This is a genomic window from Serratia sp. (in: enterobacteria) (assembly GCF_051654945.1).
In the GTDB taxonomy this organism is placed as follows: Bacteria; Pseudomonadota; Gammaproteobacteria; order Enterobacterales; family Enterobacteriaceae; genus Chania.
This window is the reverse complement of sequence record NZ_JBOFZA010000076.1, coordinates 1-20,915: the sequence shown is the minus strand read 5'-3', so window position 1 is coordinate 20,915 and position 20,915 is coordinate 1. Positions and strand designations below refer to the sequence as shown.

Annotated in this window: 17 protein-coding genes and 1 pseudogene; 12 read left to right on the top strand and 6 right to left on the bottom strand. The window is 49.7% G+C overall.

Annotation, left to right across the window (positions count from 1 at the left end):
* The first annotated feature begins 37 nt into the window (after positions 1-37).
* From ACRDCA_RS15415 to ACRDCA_RS15405, 3 genes are all read left to right on the top strand, one after another.
* On the top strand, positions 38-1,438 hold the full coding sequence (locus tag ACRDCA_RS15415; RefSeq protein WP_438690318.1) for a glutamate decarboxylase: 1,401 nt from the start codon (positions 38-40) through the stop codon (positions 1,436-1,438).
* 101 nt (positions 1,439-1,539) lie between these two features.
* A complete protein-coding gene (gadC, locus tag ACRDCA_RS15410; protein ID WP_438690317.1) occupies positions 1,540-3,078 on the top strand; it encodes a glutamate:gamma-aminobutyrate antiporter in 1,539 nt (512 codons plus the stop codon).
* Positions 3,079-3,431: 353 nt separating this feature from the next.
* Entirely contained in the window at positions 3,432-4,553 is a 1,122-nt protein-coding gene (locus tag ACRDCA_RS15405) for a ribosomal protein uL16 3-hydroxylase (protein ID WP_438690316.1), read from the top strand.
* A gap of 55 nt (positions 4,554-4,608) precedes the next feature.
* Here the strand turns inward: ACRDCA_RS15405 and ACRDCA_RS15400 are convergent, their stop codons facing one another.
* The 3 genes from ACRDCA_RS15400 to ACRDCA_RS15390 all read right to left on the bottom strand — a co-directional run bounded on the left by ACRDCA_RS15400 (position 4,609) and on the right by ACRDCA_RS15390 (position 8,983).
* Positions 4,609-6,006, bottom strand: coding sequence for a M24 family metallopeptidase (locus tag ACRDCA_RS15400; RefSeq protein ID WP_438690315.1), 1,398 nt, complete (start codon positions 6,004-6,006; stop codon positions 4,609-4,611).
* Positions 6,007-6,056: 50 nt separating this feature from the next.
* Positions 6,057-7,499 carry a M81 family metallopeptidase gene (locus ACRDCA_RS15395; protein ID WP_438690314.1) on the bottom strand — a complete coding sequence of 481 codons (1,443 nt, stop codon included), beginning with the start codon at positions 7,497-7,499 and terminating at the stop codon, positions 6,057-6,059.
* Positions 7,500-7,573: 74 nt separating this feature from the next.
* Positions 7,574-8,983 (bottom strand): PTS transporter subunit EIIC, encoded by a 1,410-nt coding sequence (locus ACRDCA_RS15390; protein WP_438690313.1) that lies wholly within the window; start codon positions 8,981-8,983, stop codon positions 7,574-7,576.
* A 463-nt stretch (positions 8,984-9,446) separates the two neighbouring features.
* Here ACRDCA_RS15390 and ACRDCA_RS15385 point away from each other — a divergent pair, with 463 nt between their 5' ends.
* Positions 9,447-10,220, top strand: a complete 774-nt coding sequence (locus tag ACRDCA_RS15385) for a DeoR/GlpR family DNA-binding transcription regulator (RefSeq protein WP_438690312.1) — start codon at positions 9,447-9,449, stop codon at positions 10,218-10,220.
* A gap of 67 nt (positions 10,221-10,287) precedes the next feature.
* Here ACRDCA_RS15385 and ACRDCA_RS15380 read toward each other — a convergent pair whose 3' ends face one another.
* On the bottom strand, positions 10,288-10,905 hold the full coding sequence (locus tag ACRDCA_RS15380; RefSeq protein ID WP_438690311.1) for a helix-turn-helix domain-containing protein: 618 nt from the start codon (positions 10,903-10,905) through the stop codon (positions 10,288-10,290).
* A 288-nt stretch (positions 10,906-11,193) separates the two neighbouring features.
* Between ACRDCA_RS15380 and ACRDCA_RS15375 the strand changes: the two genes are divergently transcribed.
* The 8 genes from ACRDCA_RS15375 to ACRDCA_RS15340 all read left to right on the top strand — a co-directional run bounded on the left by ACRDCA_RS15375 (position 11,194) and on the right by ACRDCA_RS15340 (position 19,221).
* A complete protein-coding gene (locus tag ACRDCA_RS15375; protein WP_438690310.1) occupies positions 11,194-11,835 on the top strand; it encodes a helix-turn-helix transcriptional regulator in 642 nt (213 codons plus the stop codon).
* A gap of 109 nt (positions 11,836-11,944) precedes the next feature.
* Positions 11,945-12,577 carry a helix-turn-helix domain-containing protein gene (locus tag ACRDCA_RS15370; protein WP_438690309.1) on the top strand — a complete coding sequence of 211 codons (633 nt, stop codon included), beginning with the start codon at positions 11,945-11,947 and terminating at the stop codon, positions 12,575-12,577.
* Between the two features lie 496 nt (positions 12,578-13,073).
* Positions 13,074-13,601 carry a fimbrial protein gene (locus tag ACRDCA_RS15365; RefSeq protein WP_438690308.1) on the top strand — a complete coding sequence of 176 codons (528 nt, stop codon included), beginning with the start codon at positions 13,074-13,076 and terminating at the stop codon, positions 13,599-13,601.
* Between the two features lie 87 nt (positions 13,602-13,688).
* Positions 13,689-14,366 (top strand): fimbrial biogenesis chaperone, encoded by a 678-nt coding sequence (locus tag ACRDCA_RS15360; RefSeq protein ID WP_438690307.1) that lies wholly within the window; start codon positions 13,689-13,691, stop codon positions 14,364-14,366.
* Between the two features lie 89 nt (positions 14,367-14,455).
* Positions 14,456-17,035: a fimbria/pilus outer membrane usher protein gene (locus ACRDCA_RS15355; protein WP_438690306.1), complete on the top strand. Its 2,580-nt coding sequence runs from the start codon at positions 14,456-14,458 to the stop codon at positions 17,033-17,035.
* A gap of 7 nt (positions 17,036-17,042) precedes the next feature.
* Entirely contained in the window at positions 17,043-18,062 is a 1,020-nt protein-coding gene (locus tag ACRDCA_RS15350) for a fimbrial protein (protein ID WP_438690305.1), read from the top strand.
* Between the two features lie 90 nt (positions 18,063-18,152).
* Complete coding sequence (locus tag ACRDCA_RS15345; RefSeq protein WP_438690304.1) at positions 18,153-18,677, top strand: fimbrial protein; 525 nt, start codon at positions 18,153-18,155, stop codon at positions 18,675-18,677.
* A gap of 34 nt (positions 18,678-18,711) precedes the next feature.
* On the top strand, positions 18,712-19,221 hold the full coding sequence (locus ACRDCA_RS15340) for a fimbrial protein (RefSeq protein ID WP_438690303.1): 510 nt from the start codon (positions 18,712-18,714) through the stop codon (positions 19,219-19,221).
* 46 nt (positions 19,222-19,267) lie between these two features.
* Here the strand turns inward: ACRDCA_RS15340 and alr are convergent, their stop codons facing one another.
* Entirely contained in the window at positions 19,268-20,491 is a 1,224-nt protein-coding gene (gene alr, locus ACRDCA_RS15335; protein ID WP_438690302.1) for an alanine racemase, read from the bottom strand.
* 298 nt (positions 20,492-20,789) lie between these two features.
* Positions 20,790-20,915 (bottom strand): annotated as a pseudogene (locus tag ACRDCA_RS15330) (IS5/IS1182 family transposase); the annotation flags it as partial.

Here is a 20,915-nt window from a genome sequence, read left to right as displayed (position 1 = left end):
TTCTTGATTAATAGAACTATCTTAAAGGGTTATTATTATGAATAAGGTCACTACCGCTCCAGTTTATAATGAAAATGATGATATTTACGGGTCAGTAGATTTGGCGGGTGCATTACCGACATCCACTTTCCCAATGGCCGAGCGCAATCCGCGTAACGTCTTTAATGCCATCCGCGATGAGCTGATGCTGGACGGTAATTCACGTCAGAACCTGGCTACGTTCTGTCAGACCTGGGTGGATGATGAAATCCGCGAACTGATGGATTTATCTATCGACAAGAACATGATCGATAAAGATGAATATCCGCAAACCGCCGAAATTGAAGCCCGTTGCGTCAGAATGTTGGCCGACCTGTGGAATTCACCAACGCCGGAAACCACCCTTGGCTGTTCAACCATCGGCTCCTCTGAAGCCGCCATGCTGGGCGGGCTGGCGCTGAAATGGCAGTGGCGCAAAAAGCGTGCTGAGCAGGGGCTGCCTAGCGACAAGCCGAACCTGATTTGTGGCCCGGTGCAGATCTGCTGGCACAAGTTTGCTCGCTACTTCGACGTAGAACTGCGTGAAATCCCGCTAGAGGGCGATCGTTTGATCATGAATGCGGAGGAAGTGCTCAAGCGCGTTGATGAAAATACCATTGGTGTCGTACCCACGTTGGGCGTGACGTTCACCTGCCAGTACGAGCCGGTGAAAGAGGTAAGTGATGCGCTGGATCGTCTGCAACAGGAAACCGGCCTGGATATCCCGATGCATATCGATGGTGCCAGCGGTGCTTTCCTGGCTCCCTTCTGCTCGCCAGAACTGGAGTGGGATTTCCGTCTGCCACGGGTGAAATCCATTAACTCGTCAGGGCATAAATTTGGTCTGGCACCGTTGGGGGCAGGCTGGGTTGTCTGGCGTGAAGCGGCGGATTTGCCAGAAGAGCTGATCTTCAACGTCAACTACCTTGGCGGCAACATGCCGACTTTCGCGCTGAACTTCTCGCGCCCTGGTGGCCAGATCGTGGCGCAATATTATAACTTCCTGCGCCTTGGCCGCGAAGGCTACGCCAAAATCCACAACGCTTGCTACGCCACGGCTCAGCATTTGGCAGCAGAGATTGGCAAGCTGGGGCCGTTTGACATTCTGTTTGATGGTGACAGCGATAAAGGCATTCCGGCGCTGGCGTGGAAACTGAAAGACGGCGCGGCGATCGGTGGCTACACCCTTTACGATCTGGCGGAAAAACTGCGTGCTCGTGGTTGGCAGGTGCCAGCCTATTCGATGCCGACACACCGTGAAGATCTGGTGATCCAACGCATCCTGGTGCGCCACGGCGTGAGCTACGACCTTGGCTGCCTGCTGATCGAAGATATCAAACGTGCGCTGATTGAATTCGAGAATCATCCGGTCGTTAACCCAGTCTCTGCGCAGCAAGGCAGCGGATTCAACCACGGGTAATCACTCTGGTTTCTTATCGGGGCGGCGTTGATGCCAGCCCCGCTTTTTTCCCCACCAATATTCGCTGAAGAAGAGCAACCTCTTCCGGCAGGAGAATCGTTATGGCGAGCACCGAAAAAAGCGCCGCTCCAAAGCAATTAACGTTGCTAGGCTTTTTTGCTATTACCGCATCAATGGTGATGGCGGTTTATGAATACCCGACCTTTGCAACCTCGGGTTTTTCTCTGATCTTCTTTCTGCTGTTAGGCGGGTTCCTGTGGTTTATTCCCGTCGGCCTGTGTGCCGCAGAAATGGCGACGGTAAAAGGTTGGCAGGAAGGCGGAGTCTTTACCTGGGTATCTAAAACCCTGGGCGAGAAATGGGGCTTTGCCGCCATCTCGTTTGGCTATCTGCAAATTGCCATCGGTTTTATCCCGATGCTGTATTTTGTGCTGGGGGCGCTGTCTTATATCCTCAAGTGGCCTGAACTGAATCAAGACCCGGTGATTAAAACCGTCGCGGCATTGGTTATCTTGTGGGGGCTGGCATTCACTCAGTTCGGTGGCACCAAAAATACCGCGCGCATTGCCAAGATAGGTTTCTTTGCCGGTATCCTGTTGCCAGCCGCTATCCTGGTGATCCTGGCCTTCAGCTATCTGCATTCCGGTGCGCCGTTGGCGATTGAAATGAACGCCTCTACCTTCTTCCCAGACTTTACCCAGATGGGCACGCTGGTGGTGTTTGTAGCGTTTATCCTGAGCTATATGGGTGTCGAAGCCTCGGCGACTCATGTCAACGAAATGAAAAACCCAGGCCGGGACTACCCGCTTGCCATGCTGTTGCTGATGGTGGCGGCTATTTGTTTGAGTTCCGTCGGTGGGCTTTCTATCGCAGCGGTGATCCCTCGTGGTGAAATCAATCTGTCTGCGGGGGTGATGCAAACCTTCAGCGTATTGATCTCGCACTTCGGGCCACAGTTTGAATGGGCTGTTCGCGTCATTGCTGCACTGCTGCTGTTGGGCGTGCTGGCAGAAATCGCTGCCTGGATTGTTGGGCCTTCTCGCGGCATGCTGGTTACCGCACAGCAAGGGATTTTGCCTGCTCGCTTTGCCAAAATGAACAAGAATGGCGTGCCGGTCGCACTGGTGATTTCTCAGTTGGTGATCACTTCCATCGCGTTGATTGTCCTGACCAACACCGGGGGCGGCAATAACATGTCCTTCCTGATTGCACTGGCGTTGACCGTGGTGATCTACCTGTGCAGCTATTTCCTGCTGTTCCTGGGCTATATCCAACTGGTACGCAAACAGCCGGAAAACGAGCGCGTGTTCAATATTCCGGGTGGCAAGATGGTTAAACTGGCCGTGGCTTCGATTGGTTTGCTCACCTCTGTGGTTGCCTTTGTGGTGTCGTTCTTCCCACCTTCTGGTCTGGCAGGGTTAGAAGCCAACCATATGTATGTGACTATGCTGGTCGTGTGCTTCGTGGTGGTATTGGCTATCCCGTTCATTATCTATGCGCTGCATGATAAACGCTTGAAGGCGACCAACCTCAAGCTGGTACCGGTTAGCGTTGACTCTGCACCTGAAGGGCATTTCTTTATCCACCCACGTGCACGCTCCGCGCACCATATTTATGTGGATGATAAGCAAGTGCATTAATCGATATCCGATCAAGCACTGAATCACCAGGCAGGTTGCGGTGGGGAATAACCCACTGCAACCTGCTTTTTGTGTTTGAAGTTACCAAGTTTCCCCTCACCCCAACCCTCTCCCACAGGGAGAGGGAGCTGTATGTGCTACATATTAACTCCTGCATCTAACCGCGGCTCTGAACTAGCTCCCTCTCCCCACACCAGTGCTTTTGAGATCTCGGACTGTAAATCGGGAGAGGATTGGGGTGAGGGGCGTCATTTTTGCCCAATTGAACGCCCAGTCATTGACCAATGACAAAGCGGCACGGGGGCCAGCTTCTTTATAATCAGGCCCGTTTGTCTTCTCACTGGTGTGGACCCATGGCTTATCAACTGAATCTGAACTGGCCCGAGTTTTTAGAAAAATATTGGCAGAAACAACCTGTTGTATTAAAGAATGCCTTCCCGAACTTCGTCGATCCCATTACGCCGGACGAATTGGCCGGTCTGGCGATGGAGGTTGAGGTAGACAGCCGCCTGGTCAGCCAAACCAATGGCCAATGGCAGGCCAGCCACGGGCCGTTCGAGCATTTTGATAACCTGGGGGAAACCGGCTGGTCGTTGCTGGCCCAGGCGGTTAACCACTGGCATGCCCCGTCAGCCGAACTGGTACGCCCGTTCCGCGTGCTGCCGGACTGGCGTTTAGACGATCTGATGATCTCGTTCTCGGTACCCGGTGGTGGTGTGGGGCCGCATATCGATCAGTACGATGTGTTTATCATCCAGGGGATGGGCAGCCGCCGCTGGCGCGTGGGTGACAAACTGCCGCTGAAGCAGTTTTGCCCGCATCCGGCGCTGCTGCACGTGGAGCCTTTCACGCCAATCATCGATGAAGACCTGGAGCCGGGCGATATCTTGTATATTCCGCCGGGCTTCCCGCACGACGGCTTTACCCACCAAACCGCGCTTAACTACTCCGTTGGCTTCCGTGGCCCTAACGGCCGGGATTTAATCAGCAGCTTTGCGGACTATGCGCTGGAAAACGATCTCGGGGGTGAGCATTACAGCGATCCCGATTTGACCTGCCGGGAACACCCGGGCCGGGTTGAAGAGTACGAACTCGATCGCCTGCGTACCATGATGGCCGACATGATTAATCAGCCGGAAGATTTTAAACAGTGGTTTGGCCGTTTCATCACCACGCCGCGCCATGAGTTGGATATTGCTCCAGCCCAACCGCCTTACGAACCGGATGAGGTTATCGAAGCTCTGCTGGACGGTGCAGTGCTGACTCGCCTGAGTGGGTTAAGAGTGCTGGAGGTTGGCGGCAGTTTCTTTATCAACAGCGAACGCCTGGATACGGTTGCCCCCAAGGCTGCCGATGCCCTGTGCCGTTACACCATTATCGGTAAGGCAGAACTGGGTGAGGCGCTGCAAAATCCGGCGTTTGTTGCTGAGTTAACCGGTTTGGTTAACCAGGGGTACTGGTTCTTCGACGAGTAATCGTGTGACCAAAAGGGGCGCAATGTGGCACCCCTTTGGTAGAACATGTCCGCCCCTACACGCCATCATGGCAGGCCAGGGCATACTCTTTATCCAACAAGTAAGGTCGCAGATAGGCTACGCTGCTACACATCGGCAGGATATCCGCCGATAGCGCTATTCCCAACGTTTCGATAAGGTATCTTCTGCGCCGTTGCATCCGCTGCCAGAGTTCCGGGTATTGTATCTGTATATCTGACTTCAGCTGTTCATCGGCCAGCAGTACGGTGCTTTCGGCAGATACACCGCCAAAACCTGGGACTGACGGAATGATATCAATTTGCAGGATCATGCCGCTTAACAGCTTTTCTTGCGAGCCTTCATAAATGGGTGAAGACATCCATTCTTCTTCTGCAGTCAGGTGCCCAGGGCACAAGGACCAGTGGTACTGACTACGTGGTAATACGCGGTCTATATCTTCAAACAGTTGCCCCCCTGGCATACCAATGGCGATCGCCTCTAGCCAGTGTGTATAGGCTGAGAAATAAGGGATAGCGACCTCATCAAGATAGTTCGCCGCCTCTTTTGATGAGAGATCGTTGCCATGCACAACGTAGCCCGCGCGGCTGGAGGCCCCGCCACGATATCCTACGGTCAGAGATAGGGTGTCACCATATTTAACGGTATTGTCGGTCGGGAATAAATTACCGTTAATAAAGCGTGGACCGCTGGTTGCTATCGTCACGATATTGGTATGCTGCCCAGCGCGAACCAGACAATCCCCTAGCTGTTGCTCGTCAACGCCGACGGCCAGTTTATTCATGGCATCCAGAATGCAGTCGGAGGCTAACGCTGCGCCATATTCATAATGCGCGATTTCATTGGCATTATTGACCGTGCGGCTACCATTTTCGCCGATAAACAGGTCCGTTTCATTGGATAAACAATCTTCCGAGCCAACCAGGGTGCGAACTTCATCGACAATGTAGCTGGGGAGGTCATAAATTTTCTTGTTAACTTCACCGCCGCGGGTAAACATTTTCCAACCCACCAAGCCAGTTCTGGCATTTTTTCGTATCCCAGCCTCAACCAGTAACTCGCTGATTGACTTGTCTGTACGATTTGGTTGATTCGGTAGTGAAAAATGGGGCAGATGGACCGCATTGGCTTTTATCCTGGCTTTCGCTGCCTTATTGAGGTTTTCATTACCCAAAACCAATGTCATTTCACCATCGGCGTTAATGACTAATAATGCCTCTTCGAAACGGGTAAAGAAGCCAACCAGGTATTCAAAGTTCCCACAGTGTTCTACATCACCATAAATCACCAGTTGCTCAAGCCCACGCTGTTGCATGAGGCACAGAACCTTATTTTTTCTTTCCTCAATGGTGTCATTGGTGAGTCCGATGGGGACCCCAGAACAATCTTTCTCAGGCTGACTGATTTTCTTTAAAATAATCTTATGGTTATTCATTTTTACCTCTGTTGCTATGCACATTCTTATCTGAATAGAGTGGTATCATTTTAAATGTCATCGATTGGGTACATGGGACGCATGATACGTTTAAACGGAATTGAACGTGTATCCTGTGGCGTTGCTCCCATCGTCAGGGACATAACAGAGAGTTTCCCCTTCTCCTTCAACTCAGGGAAGATATAACCTTGTTTTACCACGATGATGTCGTAATCGTCCCAATTTAAGCCTGCGCCAACAAACTGGTGATGTTCTGCCATGGTTTGTCGAGTGTTGGCGATTGAAATATCAATGGCAGTGCCTTTCACCGATACGGTGATGCTATGCCCATAGCATGCATCGTGTGGGTGTAACATATAGCCCCGCAACTCGCCTTTAGCCCGCAAAATAACCGTGAGTTCAACACTTTTTGACATCTCGTCATGATTCATACCTAAACTGATGTTAACTTCAGTGCCGATAGCAAGCTGTTCCAGTTGGCGATAAGTGCGTGGATCGCAAATGTTGGCGAATAGCACGCTTTTCTGCAGGTGATTTACAGCCAACACCTGCCGCAAGATATAGGTATTCCAGCCGGTAGCGCCTGAGGTGGTATTGTCGCCCGAGTCGGTGATAAATACTGGTTTATCATCGCATTGAAGTGCCATTTCCAGGGCTTGCTCAGGTTTGGCAGTCAGCCCGGTATAGTGAAACTCATGGCGTTTATGCCAAACGTAGTCGGCTAATTGGTCGGCCACCTCTTCGGCATAGCACTGATCTTGTTCCGTTGCGGGAACGACCACAATCCCGCAGCCTGCCACTGGGGTATCATGACGAATATATCCCACATGCCAACTGGCACTCAAAATACGCGGATCCTGCTCCAGTTGGTTCAAATAGCGGTTAATACTGTTTACCGGCTCATCGGCAGAAACGCTTTGTTCGCCACCTAAAATCAACGGTAACTTGCGGTATACCGAGTGGATATTTTGGCGTTTCTTGAGTAGTTCACAGAGCATACCGGCTACTTTTTTAATCGTGTCCAGGTTATCCGTATGTGGCGACTCTCTGAAGCTACGGATCAAGGAGGTCGAACGGACATATTCCTGGCATAAATTGCCATGAGGATCGCAGGCTACGGCAATTGGAATATAGGGGCCGACGATGTTCCTTATCCCTTGCAAGATGCGATGGTCGCCAGAGCCGATGCCTTCAACCTCACTGGCGCCATGCAGCATCAGGAAAATCCCATCAATCTCATCAACATGGTCCTGAACCGTGCGTAAAAAACAGGACTCGATATAGCTGAAAGCATCCTTGGTTATCACGCCTGAAGGGCCTGCATCAGCATAAATAGCCGGGATCAGTTGTATCCCTGCTGCGCTGAAGACATCCGCAATATGCATTTTTTTGATGCAATCCTCACCAAAGGCTAAAACAAAGTCCGTGATCTTGTTTTTAATCGGGATGTTAGCATTGGATTCTGTGACGAATTGCCCTACTAATACTTTCATTTTGAAATCCTTGTTGACTGAAATTGGCAAATTATTCGCTGAAGGTTGTTATCAAATAGCGAGGACAACCGGCATCAATATGCACTGGCCACGACTGGCTTGGATTTTTTTGCATCCATCGATAAAATAAGTCGTACGGATAAAAATGAGACCACAATTGATACTGCTGCAACAATGGCGGCAATAATGACATAATGCAGGCTGCCACTTTTATCCACGAAGAACAGGAATGTCAGCAGGCCGGGGCAACCGCCTTCCACGAAAGATCTCAACCCCATCAGCCCGGCCACGAGCCCGCCGCTCATCGCTCCAATCGCAGTGCCAATCAACACCTTAGGTCGTGAAATCAGGCTGCCGTAAAATGCGGGTTCAGTTACACCACATAAAGCTGTGATGCCAAAGGAAGCGATCATCCCTTTTTGTGCTTTGTTATCTTTGATACTGGTAGCTACCGCCAGTGCTGACGCACCAATACACAGGTTGGAAATAAAGCCCATAGTACCCGTTACCGGGTTATAACCCAGGGTAGAAATCAACTGAATAGAAATTGGTGAAATGGCCTTATCAATTCCTAGCATAACCATATAAGGATAAACGGCTGCGAGGATCGGTTGAGAAAGGAAACCAACGGTATCACCTAGCCAAATGCAGAAGTTGCCGATTGCACCGCTCATATGCATACCCAGCGGGCCTAAAACAATGAGCTGAACCGGCACCACGATAGCCATGGTAAGCAGTGGTTTAACAAAGTAAATCAACGATTCCGGAATGATTTTCTTCAGGAGTTTATCGACATAATACATAAAGAAGACACCCAGGATCACTGGCAGGATCGTTGATCCATAAGATATCTGTGGGATGTTGATGCCGATGAAGTTCAAGCCGGCAACATCATTAATCCTCTCAGTCAGCAAGACGGCACCCAGAAATGCTCCCATGATGGGTTGCATTTTTAGTTGGGATGCCAGGGTGTAACCAATGTAAATAGGTAGAAACGTGAAACCGGCCTGAAAAATGGCCAGCAAAATATTCGCAGTGCCACTATTAATGTCCATACCGAAGTAGTTCATCAACAGGTTACGTATAGCAAGGATCATGCCGCCAACAATCATTGCCGGTACGACTGGCATAAAAATAGGGGAGACGAAGTTACCAAATTTGTTCAGATAGTAGTTGGCATTATGCGGCTCATCGCTATCTTCGGCTATAGCATGTTCGACATTCCCACTTGGTTTCCATTTTGAAACATCAATAAAATCATTAAAAGCATCGTTAACATTTGGACCGATAATGATCTGGATTTGATTCTGTTTGTTAACAATTCCGGCGCAGTCTGGTAATTGCTTCAATGCCTCGACATTAACGCTACTCTTTTTGGCAACATCGATGCGTAGCCTGGTGGCACAATGCGTTACGTGCATAATATTTTCAACGCCACCTAGAAACTCTACGGCCAGCCTGGACATTTCTGAATATTTACCCATAAAATACCCTTCCTGATGATTAAAGTTCTGATTTTTATATGAAATTAGCTAGTCAGCATTAATTTTTAGACCTGAGATGACTATGTAGTTATGCGGGCGGTTGTCTGCACCCTGTTGTTTTCATCTTACTGCTCCCTGCCGAACTAACAGATCGGTAGTTTTTTAAGCTGATGAGTGGGTTTGTCAGGCCAATGCTGTTGAACCATCGCGTTTACCTGAAAACACAAAACATCACTAAACAACAAAATAATATAAAAATGTTATTCTGTGTTGTAGTTTTGGTCTTGGATGGCAGCTGGATCACAAAAATTGTTGAGAAAGTTACATTGTGTGATAGGTGTCACAAAATTATGAGAATTGGCTCTCTTATCAACACCAATAATTCGGTGCACCAGGGTAACCTGTTGTCATATCAACGTTTAGTGAGTAACATCTCAGGATAATATTGACTAGAGGCGGCTAGATGAAGCAAACCAAAAGACAAATATATATTCTTGAATATATTCGAGTTAATGGCGAAGTGCTGACTAAGGATCTAGCCCAGAAGCTGAATGTTTCCACCATGACCATTACCCGTGACTTGAAAGCCTTGGCGGATAATGGAGCTGTGCAGTTGACCTATGGTGGGGCAATGTCTTGTGAAATGAGCACTTCTGAGTACCCTATGGCTTTGAAAGAAGAAGCCAATACCGATGGGAAAAAACGCATTGCCACTCATTGTAAACAGTTGGTCAAGCCCGGTAGCTCAGTGTTTATTGAGACCGGAACCACCACGCTCGCGGTGGCAAAAGAGATCTTCCGCACGGAAAATTGCACCTTTTATACCAATTCGCTGCTGGCTTTAAATGCACTATCAAAATTTAGTGGCATCGCGTTACACACCATTCCGGGTAGATATCGCGAACTCTCCCAAGGTTTTCTTGGGCCGCAAGCCATAGAATATGTTAAAGATTTTCAGTTTGATATTGCCTTCGTCGGTACTGAAGGTATCGACCTGGATTTGGGTATTACCTTGCCCAATGAGGCCGATGCTTATACTAAAAAAGCCGTCATTCAGCAGGCCAAGCAGGTGATTATCGTGGCCGACCACAGCAAGTTTGGCTTAACGCATTTGCACAAAGCCGCTGAATTGGAAAAAATTGATTTGATTGTCACCGATCTCAGCGATGAAGCACCGATTTTTAAAGCCATTGCTAACATTACTGATATTGTCTCTGTCGCCAACCTCAGCCATTGAGCACTGTCGTTCAGGTTTCTTTCTGCGGTGATGCCTAATCGTTATCCAATATTTTTAGTTGGCAGGATCAATATCTTGCTGGAATGTTATTTATCGCCTTCAATAAACCTTTTTCCGTCACGATATAATTCCCGGTCTTTAGCTGTGCCAGGATTTTCATGATGCTACTGCGTGAGAGAAAGGTCCTATTCTTGATATAGGAAACGATACTGACGCTGTTTCTGACTTCTGCCGTTTCATTCATTAACTCATACAGCTGATAGCAAATAATCTCATAGGAAGAGAGTGAGGAAATCTTGGTGCAGTGGTCATACACCCTGGTTGCGGTATAAATGAGCAGGGTCGATAAACTTTGCCACAGATCTTCTCTGGCAATAATTTTGTTGGCTTCTTCAATCGACAACACGCTGATTTCTGAAGACTCTTGGGTACGGATGTAGAGATAGTCAGACTCTAAAAGCTGCGTGCTGATGCCAAAAATGTACGGTGCGGACTCAGAATTTAATACCATGCCATCAACGTTACGATACAGCGTCACGCTACCTTTGTGCAGCAAAAAGCAGTGATGCTGCCCACCGGCAATGTAGTTTAGTGATTGTCTATTTTTTGTTTCGACTCTGTTGGCATGTGGCGTGAGATGCTGCAGGAGCAGTTCGATTTCGGCCAAGGGCTTTTTCTTTGTCATATCACAATCATATGTAATACAAGGTTTTATTTCGTGATTCACCTTAATCCCCTTCCGTGGTACACGCACGCCTACACCGCAAAGTGCAGACAGTTTTCAGAGGAAGAATTATGCTAATTTTAATTAATTTTAAAAGATGTTTGAGGGTGTAAAATTACACCCAGAAAAAACTTGAAGAAGCCAACTATTCCACATCAGAATAATCTCGTTATTTTATAATATTGTTTTTTTTAAACTTAACTATATTGAGTTAAGTTGACTGGATGAGTTCATTAAAGGATATTTAAATTGAACGTTGTTTTTGATGATGGCTATACTCTGTACCGTGCCGGTATGGAGTGGTTTCTGACGGAGTTATTCGGGGGGAGTGAAAAGCTCCATTTTAGCGTAATGGATAGTCACTCAGTTATGCAAGCTAACATCATCGTCAAGAGTTTCTCTGCCGGTGAGCGTTTTCTCTGTCAACCGTTGATGAAAATGCGTCAACAGGGCTGTCTGGTGATTGGGGTATATGATGGTAGTCCAATCTCTACCAATGGTGGGCTGCCCCTATGTCTCTCCAATACGGTATTTATCAATCGGTCGGACTCTCGGGCTACAATAGCTGAACAGGTTTTTCGTGGTCGACAGCGTTGCCTGCTAGAACAGCAAAATCCCGCGAAACAAAACTGCCTGGTTTGTAATCACCAAACGTTAACGTTACAACAGGTCAGCGTTGCTACGCGTTTTTATCTGGGGGAGGAAACCCACGCCATCGCCAGAAAGCTGAAGATCAGCACCAAGACGGTGAGTTCACATAAATATCTTATTATGAAGAAGTTTAATCTTGGTACCGATCAAGACTTGCTGTCTTTGCTCAACTTGTTAAAAAATCAGCTCATTATCCCCAATATATTCAAAGAATGTTTAAATCTCGGCAGCTGGGTTTAACGTGCCAAGGTTGTTACTTGACAATGTGATGTGGGTTGCGCGTAGCAGGTGTTGATATGCTAGATTAAAAGCAGAACACAATACTTAACATTCTACGCTGACAGGTTTTATGAGCATACAAGATCACCATGCTACCGATGACTTTGCTGCAACGGTCGAACTGTTTGAACAACTGAGCCCCTATGCCACTTTTGATGATGTCCTGCCCGGAAACCGCCTTTACCTGTTTAAAGAAGGAGGACCGTACTGTTATCTGATACGCAGCGGCATTTGTAAACTTCATCATGGGCCTGATGAAATTTTGATTAACACCATGTATGTGCCTAGCATCATCGGGATAGGTGGCGTTTTAACGGCTAACCGTGCGTTATTTTTACAAACGCACACCAGAGCAGAGATAGCCACCGTCACGACTCATGAGATCAGGCAAATTATCGCTCGTCTCAATCTGTGGGAGCTGTTATCCAGGCATATCTACCGGGTCACCAACCGGTTTTTTATGTTAAGTAGCTACCTCAATTCGCCGACTGCCTATGAGATCCTGCGCTTTCAACTGTTGGAGTTGATGGATGAACCCACAGAGTTCAGAGACAACATTTCTGCCGTACAATATATTCAGCAAAAAACGCGCTTGTCGCGCAGCAGCATTATGAAAATCCTGTCACAGCTTAAGCAAGGGGGGGTTGTGAAACTTGAAAATGGTATTCTGAAGGAAGTTTGCCACTTACCTCTTAAGTATTAAAACCGAGTTAACTATTTCTTCTTTCAAAACCTGTGTCGATCCGAGCGTCGCACAGGTCTATCTATGTCAGTCTTACTCGCCCTGTTGTCGCTTTCCCCATTAAATGATAACTATTTTTATCTTCTGACAGTGTTAATGATAATGTGCTGATTTTTATAAAATAAAAGTTACTGAGATAAGTGCTGTGGTGTTTATTTTAATGGTTGTTATGAGTGTAAAATTACACTCAAAAACACCTTGAGGAGATTTTAAATTTATCCGAGAATGTTCTTAGGCGATAACGGGGTGAGGTCATTAATAACTGCTTTGCACCATTAGCCTGAATGTTGCAGCCTTGCTGAGAAAGAAATTTTTCTTGGTTAGGTATTTTCTATTATTAGCTAAAAACCCAAATTGGCATGGAAATTCAGACATTATAAATTCCGTTATCTCTAATAAAGATAACTGCGGCTTTGTATTGTCCGGTGCCAAGTTAAATACACTCAAGGAAATTGTTATGAAAAAGAATCTGATCGCTGTTGCTGTACTGGCTTCCTCTGCATTTGCTATTTCTGCGTTTGCTGCTGATGGCCAGGTGAATTTCACCGGTGAAATTATTGATGCTGCATGCCAGGTCGTTAATAGCCCAAGCAACCCGTTGGACGTGGTGCTGGGCAAAGTGGCCAAAACTGCATTTACCGGTACGGGTTCTACAGCTGCTGCCACCAAATTCACCCTGCAACTGACCAACTGCCCAGCCACCGTTAGCACCGCTAGCGTGAAGTTTGACGGTACCTCAGTGAACGGCGACACCACCCTGTTGGCCCTGACTCAAGAGTCTGGCGTGGCAACTGGCGTCGGTATCCAACTGGCTGATGCTTCAAACAGCGTACTGCCATTGTACACCGCATCTATGGCGTACCCTCTGCAGTCAGGCAGCGTAACCAACAACCTGGATTTCGTTGCTCGTTATATTGCTACCGCAGCCACCGTAACGGCAGGCCCGGCTAACTCAATGGCCAGCTTCACCGTTAACTACAACTAAGTTCCGCACTGCCCATAGGGCATGACTTGGTTAATCCGGGCCGGCGATAAATTGCCGGCTTTTTCCCCTTTGTTTATGGATCTTGATATGAAATTTATTCCTACCACGCTGCTGGCAGCATTGCTGGTGACTGCCGGTGTGGCTCAGGCCGGTGTGGTGATTGGCGGTACGCGGCTGATTTATGACGGCGGCAAGAAGGAGTCTTCACTGAGCGTCAGCAACCCGGACAAAGTGCCATACCTCATTCAGAGCTGGGTAGAGACTACCGGTGGCGGCGCTGAGAAAGCCCCCTTTATGGTCACTCCGCCACTGTTCCGTCTGGACGGTGGGCAGGAAAACGTACTGCGCGTGGTGCGTGCGGGCGGCAACCTGCCGTCAGACAAAGAATCGCTGTACTGGATGAACATCAAGTCGATCCCGTCGGTATCGAAAGAGTCCAATCAGAACACGTTGCAGATTGCGGTGAAGACACGCATCAAGCTGATTTATCGCCCGCAGGGCTTGAAAGGGGTACCCGAAGAGTCGGCTGAAAAACTCACCTGGCATCGTAGCGGCAATAGCCTGCAGGTGAGTAACCCGACACCGTTCTACATGAATTTCCAGGAAATCAAAGTCGCGGGCAAGGAAGTGAAAGAAGTCACCTACGTCGCCCCGATGAGTTCTGCGAGCTTTGCCCTGCCAGCCGGTGTGAGCAGCGGCAGTGTGAGCTGGAAAATCATCAGTGATTATGGCGGCGTGGGTAATGAGCACGTGGGCTCGTTCTAAGTCAGCAGCAGTCAGCAGGTTTCCCCACAGGCGGTGGGGCACAGGACACAGGGTAGTCACCTCACCCTGTAGGTAACGGAGTAAAATGGATGAATAACCACACGAGTCAGGGCAAACATGCCCGGCCTTCGCGTATCAGCAAGCTGGCCTATTTGATTGCCGCACAGTTGGCCTTGTTGGGCGGCACTTCTTTTGGGGTGCAGGCTCGCGACTACTTTAACCCGTTGATGCTTGAAATCGACAACCCACATCAGGGTAGTACCGATCTGACGGTATTTGAAGATGGGGCCAACCAGGCACCGGGCACCTACCGGGTTGATATTTACACCAACAATGAGCAGCAGGGGACCAGTGACGTTGAGTTTCGCATGCTTAAAGGTGCGGATGGCAAGGAGAGTTTGCAACCCTGTTTGAGCGTGGCTCAGCTAAATGCGATGGGCGTGAAGACCGATCTGTTCCCGGGATTGGGAGATGCCAAGGCGCAGTGCGCCGACCTGAGTGGCATTCCGCAGGCCAGCGCCGAGTTCCGTTTCAGCGCGCAGCAGCTATTACTGAGTATTCCACAGGCGGCCATCTCTCAGAAGGCGCGCGGCTACGTTCCCGAAAGCCAGTGGGATGAGGGTATTCCGGCGCTATTGCTCAACTATAACCTGAGCGGTGCCAACAGCTATGCCCGTAACGGTGACAGTAACGACAGCAATAGCCAATATGCCAACCTGCGTCCAGGTATCAACATCGGGCCGTGGCGGCTGCGCAACTACACCACCTGGAACCGTGACAGTAATGGTCAGGATAAGTGGGACACGGTTTACTCCTATGCGGCCCGCAGCATTATTGCGCTGAAAAGCCAGTTGGTACTTGGCGATAGCAGCTCTCCGAGCGACGTGTTCGATAGCGTGCCGTTCCGTGGTGCACAGCTGGCCTCGGACGATGACATGATACCGGACAGCCTGAAAGGCTATGCGCCGGTAGTGCGAGGCATTGCGCGCACTAATGCTCAGGTGATTATTCGCCAGAACGGCTATGTGATTTATCAGAGCTATGTGGCTCCAGGCGCATTCGAAATTAACGACATGTTCCCGACCGGGGGCAGCGGTGACTTGTTTGTCACGATCAAGGAAGCGGACGGCAGCGAACAGCTGTTGGTGGTGCCCTTCGCCTCCTTGCCAGTGTTGCAGCGTGAAGGCCGCTTGAAGTACTCGGTGACCAGCGGGCAATATCGTTCTTATGACGGTAGCGTGGATAAAACCTCGTTCAGCCAGGGCACGGCGATCTACGGTTTGCCACGTGGTTTGACGGCTTATGGCGGTGGGCAGTTTGCCAGCAAGTATCAGTCACTGGCATTGGGGCTGGGTAAAAACCTCGGTGACTTTGGTGCTATCTCAACGGATGTCACTCAGGCATGGTCCACCATGCAGGAGCGGCCAAAAGACAGCGGTCAGTCATGGCGCATCCGCTACAGCAAGAACATTATTCAGACCGGGACCAACTTTGCCATTGCCGGTTACCGCTATTCAACCGACGGTTATTACAGCCTGCAAGAAGTGCTGGATACCTATCGGGAACAAAATAGCCAGCCGCTTAATGAACGCAAGCGTAACCGCACCGAATTGACGATGAGTCAGAACCTGTGGGAGGGGGCGGGAGCCTTGTCTGTGAGCTGGATCAGTGAGGATTACTGGAACAGCGATCGCACCATGCGTTCGATTGGCGCGGGTTACAACAACAGCTGGAACGGTATCAGCTACGGCTTTAACTACAGCTATAACGAGAACGCGACGGCGAGCAGTAATAACGGTGTCACCAGCGGTCGAATTTATGACCGTGACCAGGTGTTTGCCTTTAACGTCAGCGTGCCGCTGAGCCGCTGGTTGGGCAATACCTATGCTTCCTACAACGTCAACAGCAGCCAGAAAGGTGGGACGACCAACAACGTTGGCCTCAATGGCACTGCCTTGACGGATAACAATCTGAGCTGGAGTGCCCAGGAGGGGTATGGCAGCCAAGGCGTGGGCAATAGCGGCAACCTGAATGCCGATTATCGCGGTACTTACGGGGAAGTGAGCGCTGGCTATGCCTATGACAGCAACAGCCAGCGTCTGAATTACGGCTTGCAGGGCGGTATTGTGGCGCACGCCAACGGTGTCACCTTCGGCCAGCCGATGGGAGAAACCATCGCATTGGTTCAGGCCCCGGGAGCCTCTGGTGTGGGTGTAAGTAATCAGACCGGGGTGAAAACCGACTGGCGTGGTTATGCGATTGTGCCCTACACCTCACCGTACCGGAAAAATCAGGTGCAGTTGAATACCGAAACCTTGCCGGACAATGTGGAACTGGCACTGACAACGCAGAATGTGGTGCCGACTCGAGGCGCCGTAGTGCGGGCCAACTTTGAAGCTAACGTGGGTCAACGGGCGATGATGACCCTGTTAGATCAAAACGGAGCACCGCTGCCATTCGGGGCTATCGTGACCGATCCTGCGCAGAAAACTACCCAGGGCTTTATCGTCGGTGATGGTGGGCAAGTTTATCTAACTGGCCTGGCAGACAGCGGCAAGTTAATTGCCAAATGGGGTAACGGGGCTACACAACAGTGTCAGGTGAGTTATTCCCTGGTCAATCAGAAAACAGAGACAGGTATTCAAACTCTAAACGGGCAATGTAGGTAATAATGAAATGTTAAATAGCAAATTCTTTCGATACTTGGAATTTATGTTGCTTCTCATTGCAGTATCTTGGGGGCAGCAGTCTATGGCTGCTTCTTGCACGAGTTCTTCAGGTGGCAACTGGTCCCCTTCAGGCAATTTAACTTATCAACGAGATCAACCAATTGGCAGTTGGGGGAGTAGTAAGTTTGGTGTAACAGGTGCTTATCAGTTTTCATGTGTGGGTGATAGTGCTGCGGATAGGGATGCTTATTTGACGTTGAGTGTCGCATCTTCTCCGGTTCCAGGATACACCGATGTGTATCCAACCAATAATCCAGGTGTGGGTGTTAGATATAACTTTGCTATTAACTCTGGCAGTTCTTCATTTTGTCCAGTGCAGTTTGACGATCATATTGTGAATTCGGTGAGAAACTACACGTGTCATATTCTTGCAAATAATCGACCTGCCATGTCGTTTGGTTCTTCTGTAGAGTTTGTAAAACTGGCTACCGCGGTAACATCTGGTCCTATTACGTATATACCACAAGTCACTGTCGCATATGCTTTAAACGGTCAGAGTGGGTCATGGAACTTACCGATAATGTGGAATGGAAGTGCTAACGTGAATCTGCTAATTACGGCTTGCACCATCAATTCGTCGAGTATTCTAGTTCCCTTGGATGACGTGATGGCCAGTAGTCTTACATCAGTAGGGAGTATAGCTAAGCCCGCTAGCTTTAACGTGGCGTTACAATGTAATGCGGGGGCCCGTATTAATGTTCAATTGAATGGCACTCAAAATACGGATAGCAGTGCTTCGGGGGTTTTACAGTTAACTAACGCAGGTGGCGCTGGTGTCGCGAAAGGTGTAGGTATTCAGATTCTTTATAACGGTACTGCAATGCAGTTGAACAATAATATGGTATTGAAAACGTCGTCAGGTGGGCAGGAAACATTCCCGTTCACGGCGAGATATTATCAGACAAAAGCTACGGTAACGGCTGGTTCTGCAAATGCTATTGCGACGTTGAATCTAACTTACCAATGAGAGATTAGACAAACTTTATCAAAATGATAAGTGTTGCTCAATGGGAGCAACATAGTGACAGCAACTGAAAATAAATGAAAAGGGATTATCATGAAGGTGTTGGTTAAATATTCTACATTAGCATTACTGGTAATGGCCTCTAGCTACAACGCTGCCATGGCAGATCCGGTGAATATCAATATAACCGGTAAAGTTGTCGCCTCACCTTGTGTGGTGAACAATAATAATAGCAACCTTAACGTTGACCTCGGGACGAATATTCAGGCCACCACCTTGGCCACGGCCGGCGCTGGTACTACGCCAACGCCGTTTAACCTTTCTCTCACCGCCTGCCCGCTGGGGACCAGCAACGTCACGGTAACCTTTACCGGCACGGCGGCTGCGGCACCACAAACCACCATGTACAAGAATACCGGTGCAGCAACGCCACTGGCGGTGGAGCTTTCCATTAGCGATCTCGGTACGATTTTGAGTAACAACGTCTCGGTAACCCGACCAGTGCAGGCAGGCGGAACCGTGACCTTCCCGTTGAGTGCCCGCGCCGTGACTGCAACCGGTAATGTGATTCCGGGCACTATCGTTGCCTTGGTACAAGCCAACTTTACCTATAACTAAGCCTGTTGTTTTCGTAAGGAGGAGAGGAGCCTGAATGAGCGAACTGATGAAACGGATGTGGTTTGTCATTGCTGTGGGAATGGCAAGTAGCGCGGTTCAGGCTACGGACCTGAATCTTACCGGCACTGTAGTCGCTACCCCTTGTACGGTAGACACCGGCTCGGTAAGTCAGGATGTGGATTTCGGCCAGTTGCGAGCCACCGATCTGACTACTGCGGGTAATGCATCCCCTTGGATGCCATTTGAGGTCAAGCTGGTCAATTGCCCGGTGAGTACCACCTCGGCGAAGGTGACCTTCAGCGGCACGCGCGTGAGTACGGATGCGACACTGTTTGCCAATGCCGGTAGCGCCATCAACGCGGCGGTGCAGATGGCGCAGGCAGCCAATAAAAGTCTGGTACAAGGGGACGGTAGCTCAATGACGGTGGCCGTCGACGCGCTACACAAAGCAACCTATGCGCTGGCTGGGCGGGTGATCAGCACCGGCAATACTGGCCCAGGTACGTTTCGCAGCGTGGTTCAGATGAGTTTTACCTACCAATAATCAGCCTTGGGATTGGCAGTGGTGTTAGCCACTGCCAATTTTTTATCTAGTCGACCAATACGCGCTTATTAGTTGCCCCCCAGAGGATCGACATCTCGGTAAACAGCGCACCGCTAATGTCTTCGACTTCGGTGGCGGTGATTTCCGCGTTGCCTTGCTTGCCAAAGAACACCACTTCATCGCCAGGATTGACGTTTTTCAGCCCGGTCACATCCACCATCACGGTATTCATCGAGGTTTTACCCACCACCGGCACCCGCTGCCCCTGGATCAGCACGTGACCCGCGTTGCTGAATACCCGGCGATAGCCGTCTGCATAACCCACCGGGATATTGGCCAACACCGAGTCACGTTTCAGCGTGTAAGTACGATCGTAGCCGACGGTGTTGCCTTTCGGATAATGGTTGAGTGCCGCAATAGAAGACTTGAAGGTCATCACACGTTTATAGTCGTTACTGGCAATGGTATCGCCATAGAACACTCCGCCAACGCGCACCATATCCAGCCAGGACTCCGGCACGGTGAGGGTGGCGAAGGTATTGGCAACGTGTAAGGTCACGTCGCTGCGTTTGATCCCGGTGATATCCAGCACCTGTTGGGATTGCACCTTGAAGCGAGCCAGATCTTTACGCACCGCAGCTACATCTTCCTCAGGATAGTGGGACATGATGCCGACCATTTTCAGATGAGGCAATGCAGAGATCGCCTTGGCCTCTAACAATCCGGCGCGATCGCTGACTTCCAGCCCGTTGCGTGACATGCCGCCAGAGTTCAGCGCCAAGTGGAAGCGCAGGGTTTTGCCCTGCTGGGCGGCAATGGCATCCAAACGCTGGGCCATTTCCAGATTACCGATCAGCTCTTCGGTGTCATAGTCGGTAGCCTGGCGCATCTCCGCCTCGGTGGCGTTTCTCACGCGCATCAGGCGTCCTTTAAAGCCGAGTTCGCGCACGGTTTGCAGCTCTTGGTTACTGGCCACGCCAATACACGGCACGCTATTTTCGATCATCACCGGAGCGACCAGCGAAAGATCGTGCCCGTAAGCATCCCCTTTCAGGATGGCGCAAAGCGTGGCCTTATTGCCCAACAACTGTTGAATTTTGTGCGTGTTGTATTCCAGCGCGCTGTGCGAAATTTCCAGCCGGGCGTTGTTAACCACTTCCGGTGAGCTTTTAGCCGTGACGACGAGAGAGTGCGTTGGGCTGGTGGGTTGATGGCAAGCCACCAACGTTAATAGCGGTATCAATACTAAATGGCGTAAATGCAGCGGCATATTCCCTTCCTGCTGAAATAAAAAATTACTTTCTCGATATTAATCAGTTTTTATATCTGATTTAACGGCGGGTGTGGCTGGTTCACCGACGTTTCTGTCAATACCAGCGGCAACCAATAAATGATAAATAACAACTTTTGTCAAATCTCTCGGGCACTGCTGGAGCCCCTCACCCAGCCCTCACCCAGCCCTCACCCAAAGGGCGAGGGAGCCAGTGCGGAGTTGTGGTGAGGTGCTGGGGGTTAATTTGTGGCACAATCGATCCCCTCTCCCTTTGGGAGAGGGTTAGATGGTGTCGTCATAAGATGGCAGCCCAAAGAGCGATGCATCTGATCTGGACGGCGGCGAGAAACGAGGCCGTATTCTTTGCGTAGCGCGTTGCAATACCCCGCCAGCGCTTTAGGTGCAGGAAGGCATTTTCGAT

Coding starts and splice junctions, on each gene's coding strand:
- ACRDCA_RS15340 (WP_438690303.1), top strand. CDS start 18,712: ATGAGCGAACTGATGAAACGGATGTGGTTTGTCATTGCTGTGGGAATG.
- ACRDCA_RS15345 (WP_438690304.1), top strand. CDS start 18,153: ATGAAGGTGTTGGTTAAATATTCTACATTAGCATTACTGGTAATGGCC.
- ACRDCA_RS15355 (WP_438690306.1), top strand. CDS start 14,456: ATGAATAACCACACGAGTCAGGGCAAACATGCCCGGCCTTCGCGTATC.
- ACRDCA_RS15385 (WP_438690312.1), top strand. CDS start 9,447: ATGAAGCAAACCAAAAGACAAATATATATTCTTGAATATATTCGAGTT.
- ACRDCA_RS15360 (WP_438690307.1), top strand. CDS start 13,689: ATGAAATTTATTCCTACCACGCTGCTGGCAGCATTGCTGGTGACTGCC.
- ACRDCA_RS15405 (WP_438690316.1), top strand. CDS start 3,432: ATGGCTTATCAACTGAATCTGAACTGGCCCGAGTTTTTAGAAAAATAT.
- ACRDCA_RS15390 (WP_438690313.1), bottom strand. CDS start 8,983: ATGGGTAAATATTCAGAAATGTCCAGGCTGGCCGTAGAGTTTCTAGGT.
- ACRDCA_RS15380 (WP_438690311.1), bottom strand. CDS start 10,905: ATGACAAAGAAAAAGCCCTTGGCCGAAATCGAACTGCTCCTGCAGCAT.
- ACRDCA_RS15400 (WP_438690315.1), bottom strand. CDS start 6,006: ATGAATAACCATAAGATTATTTTAAAGAAAATCAGTCAGCCTGAGAAA.
- ACRDCA_RS15415 (WP_438690318.1), top strand. CDS start 38: ATGAATAAGGTCACTACCGCTCCAGTTTATAATGAAAATGATGATATT.
- gadC (WP_438690317.1), top strand. CDS start 1,540: ATGGCGAGCACCGAAAAAAGCGCCGCTCCAAAGCAATTAACGTTGCTA.
- ACRDCA_RS15365 (WP_438690308.1), top strand. CDS start 13,074: ATGAAAAAGAATCTGATCGCTGTTGCTGTACTGGCTTCCTCTGCATTT.
- alr (WP_438690302.1), bottom strand. CDS start 20,491: ATGCCGCTGCATTTACGCCATTTAGTATTGATACCGCTATTAACGTTG.
- ACRDCA_RS15370 (WP_438690309.1), top strand. CDS start 11,945: ATGAGCATACAAGATCACCATGCTACCGATGACTTTGCTGCAACGGTC.
- ACRDCA_RS15350 (WP_438690305.1), top strand. CDS start 17,043: ATGTTAAATAGCAAATTCTTTCGATACTTGGAATTTATGTTGCTTCTC.
- ACRDCA_RS15395 (WP_438690314.1), bottom strand. CDS start 7,499: ATGAAAGTATTAGTAGGGCAATTCGTCACAGAATCCAATGCTAACATC.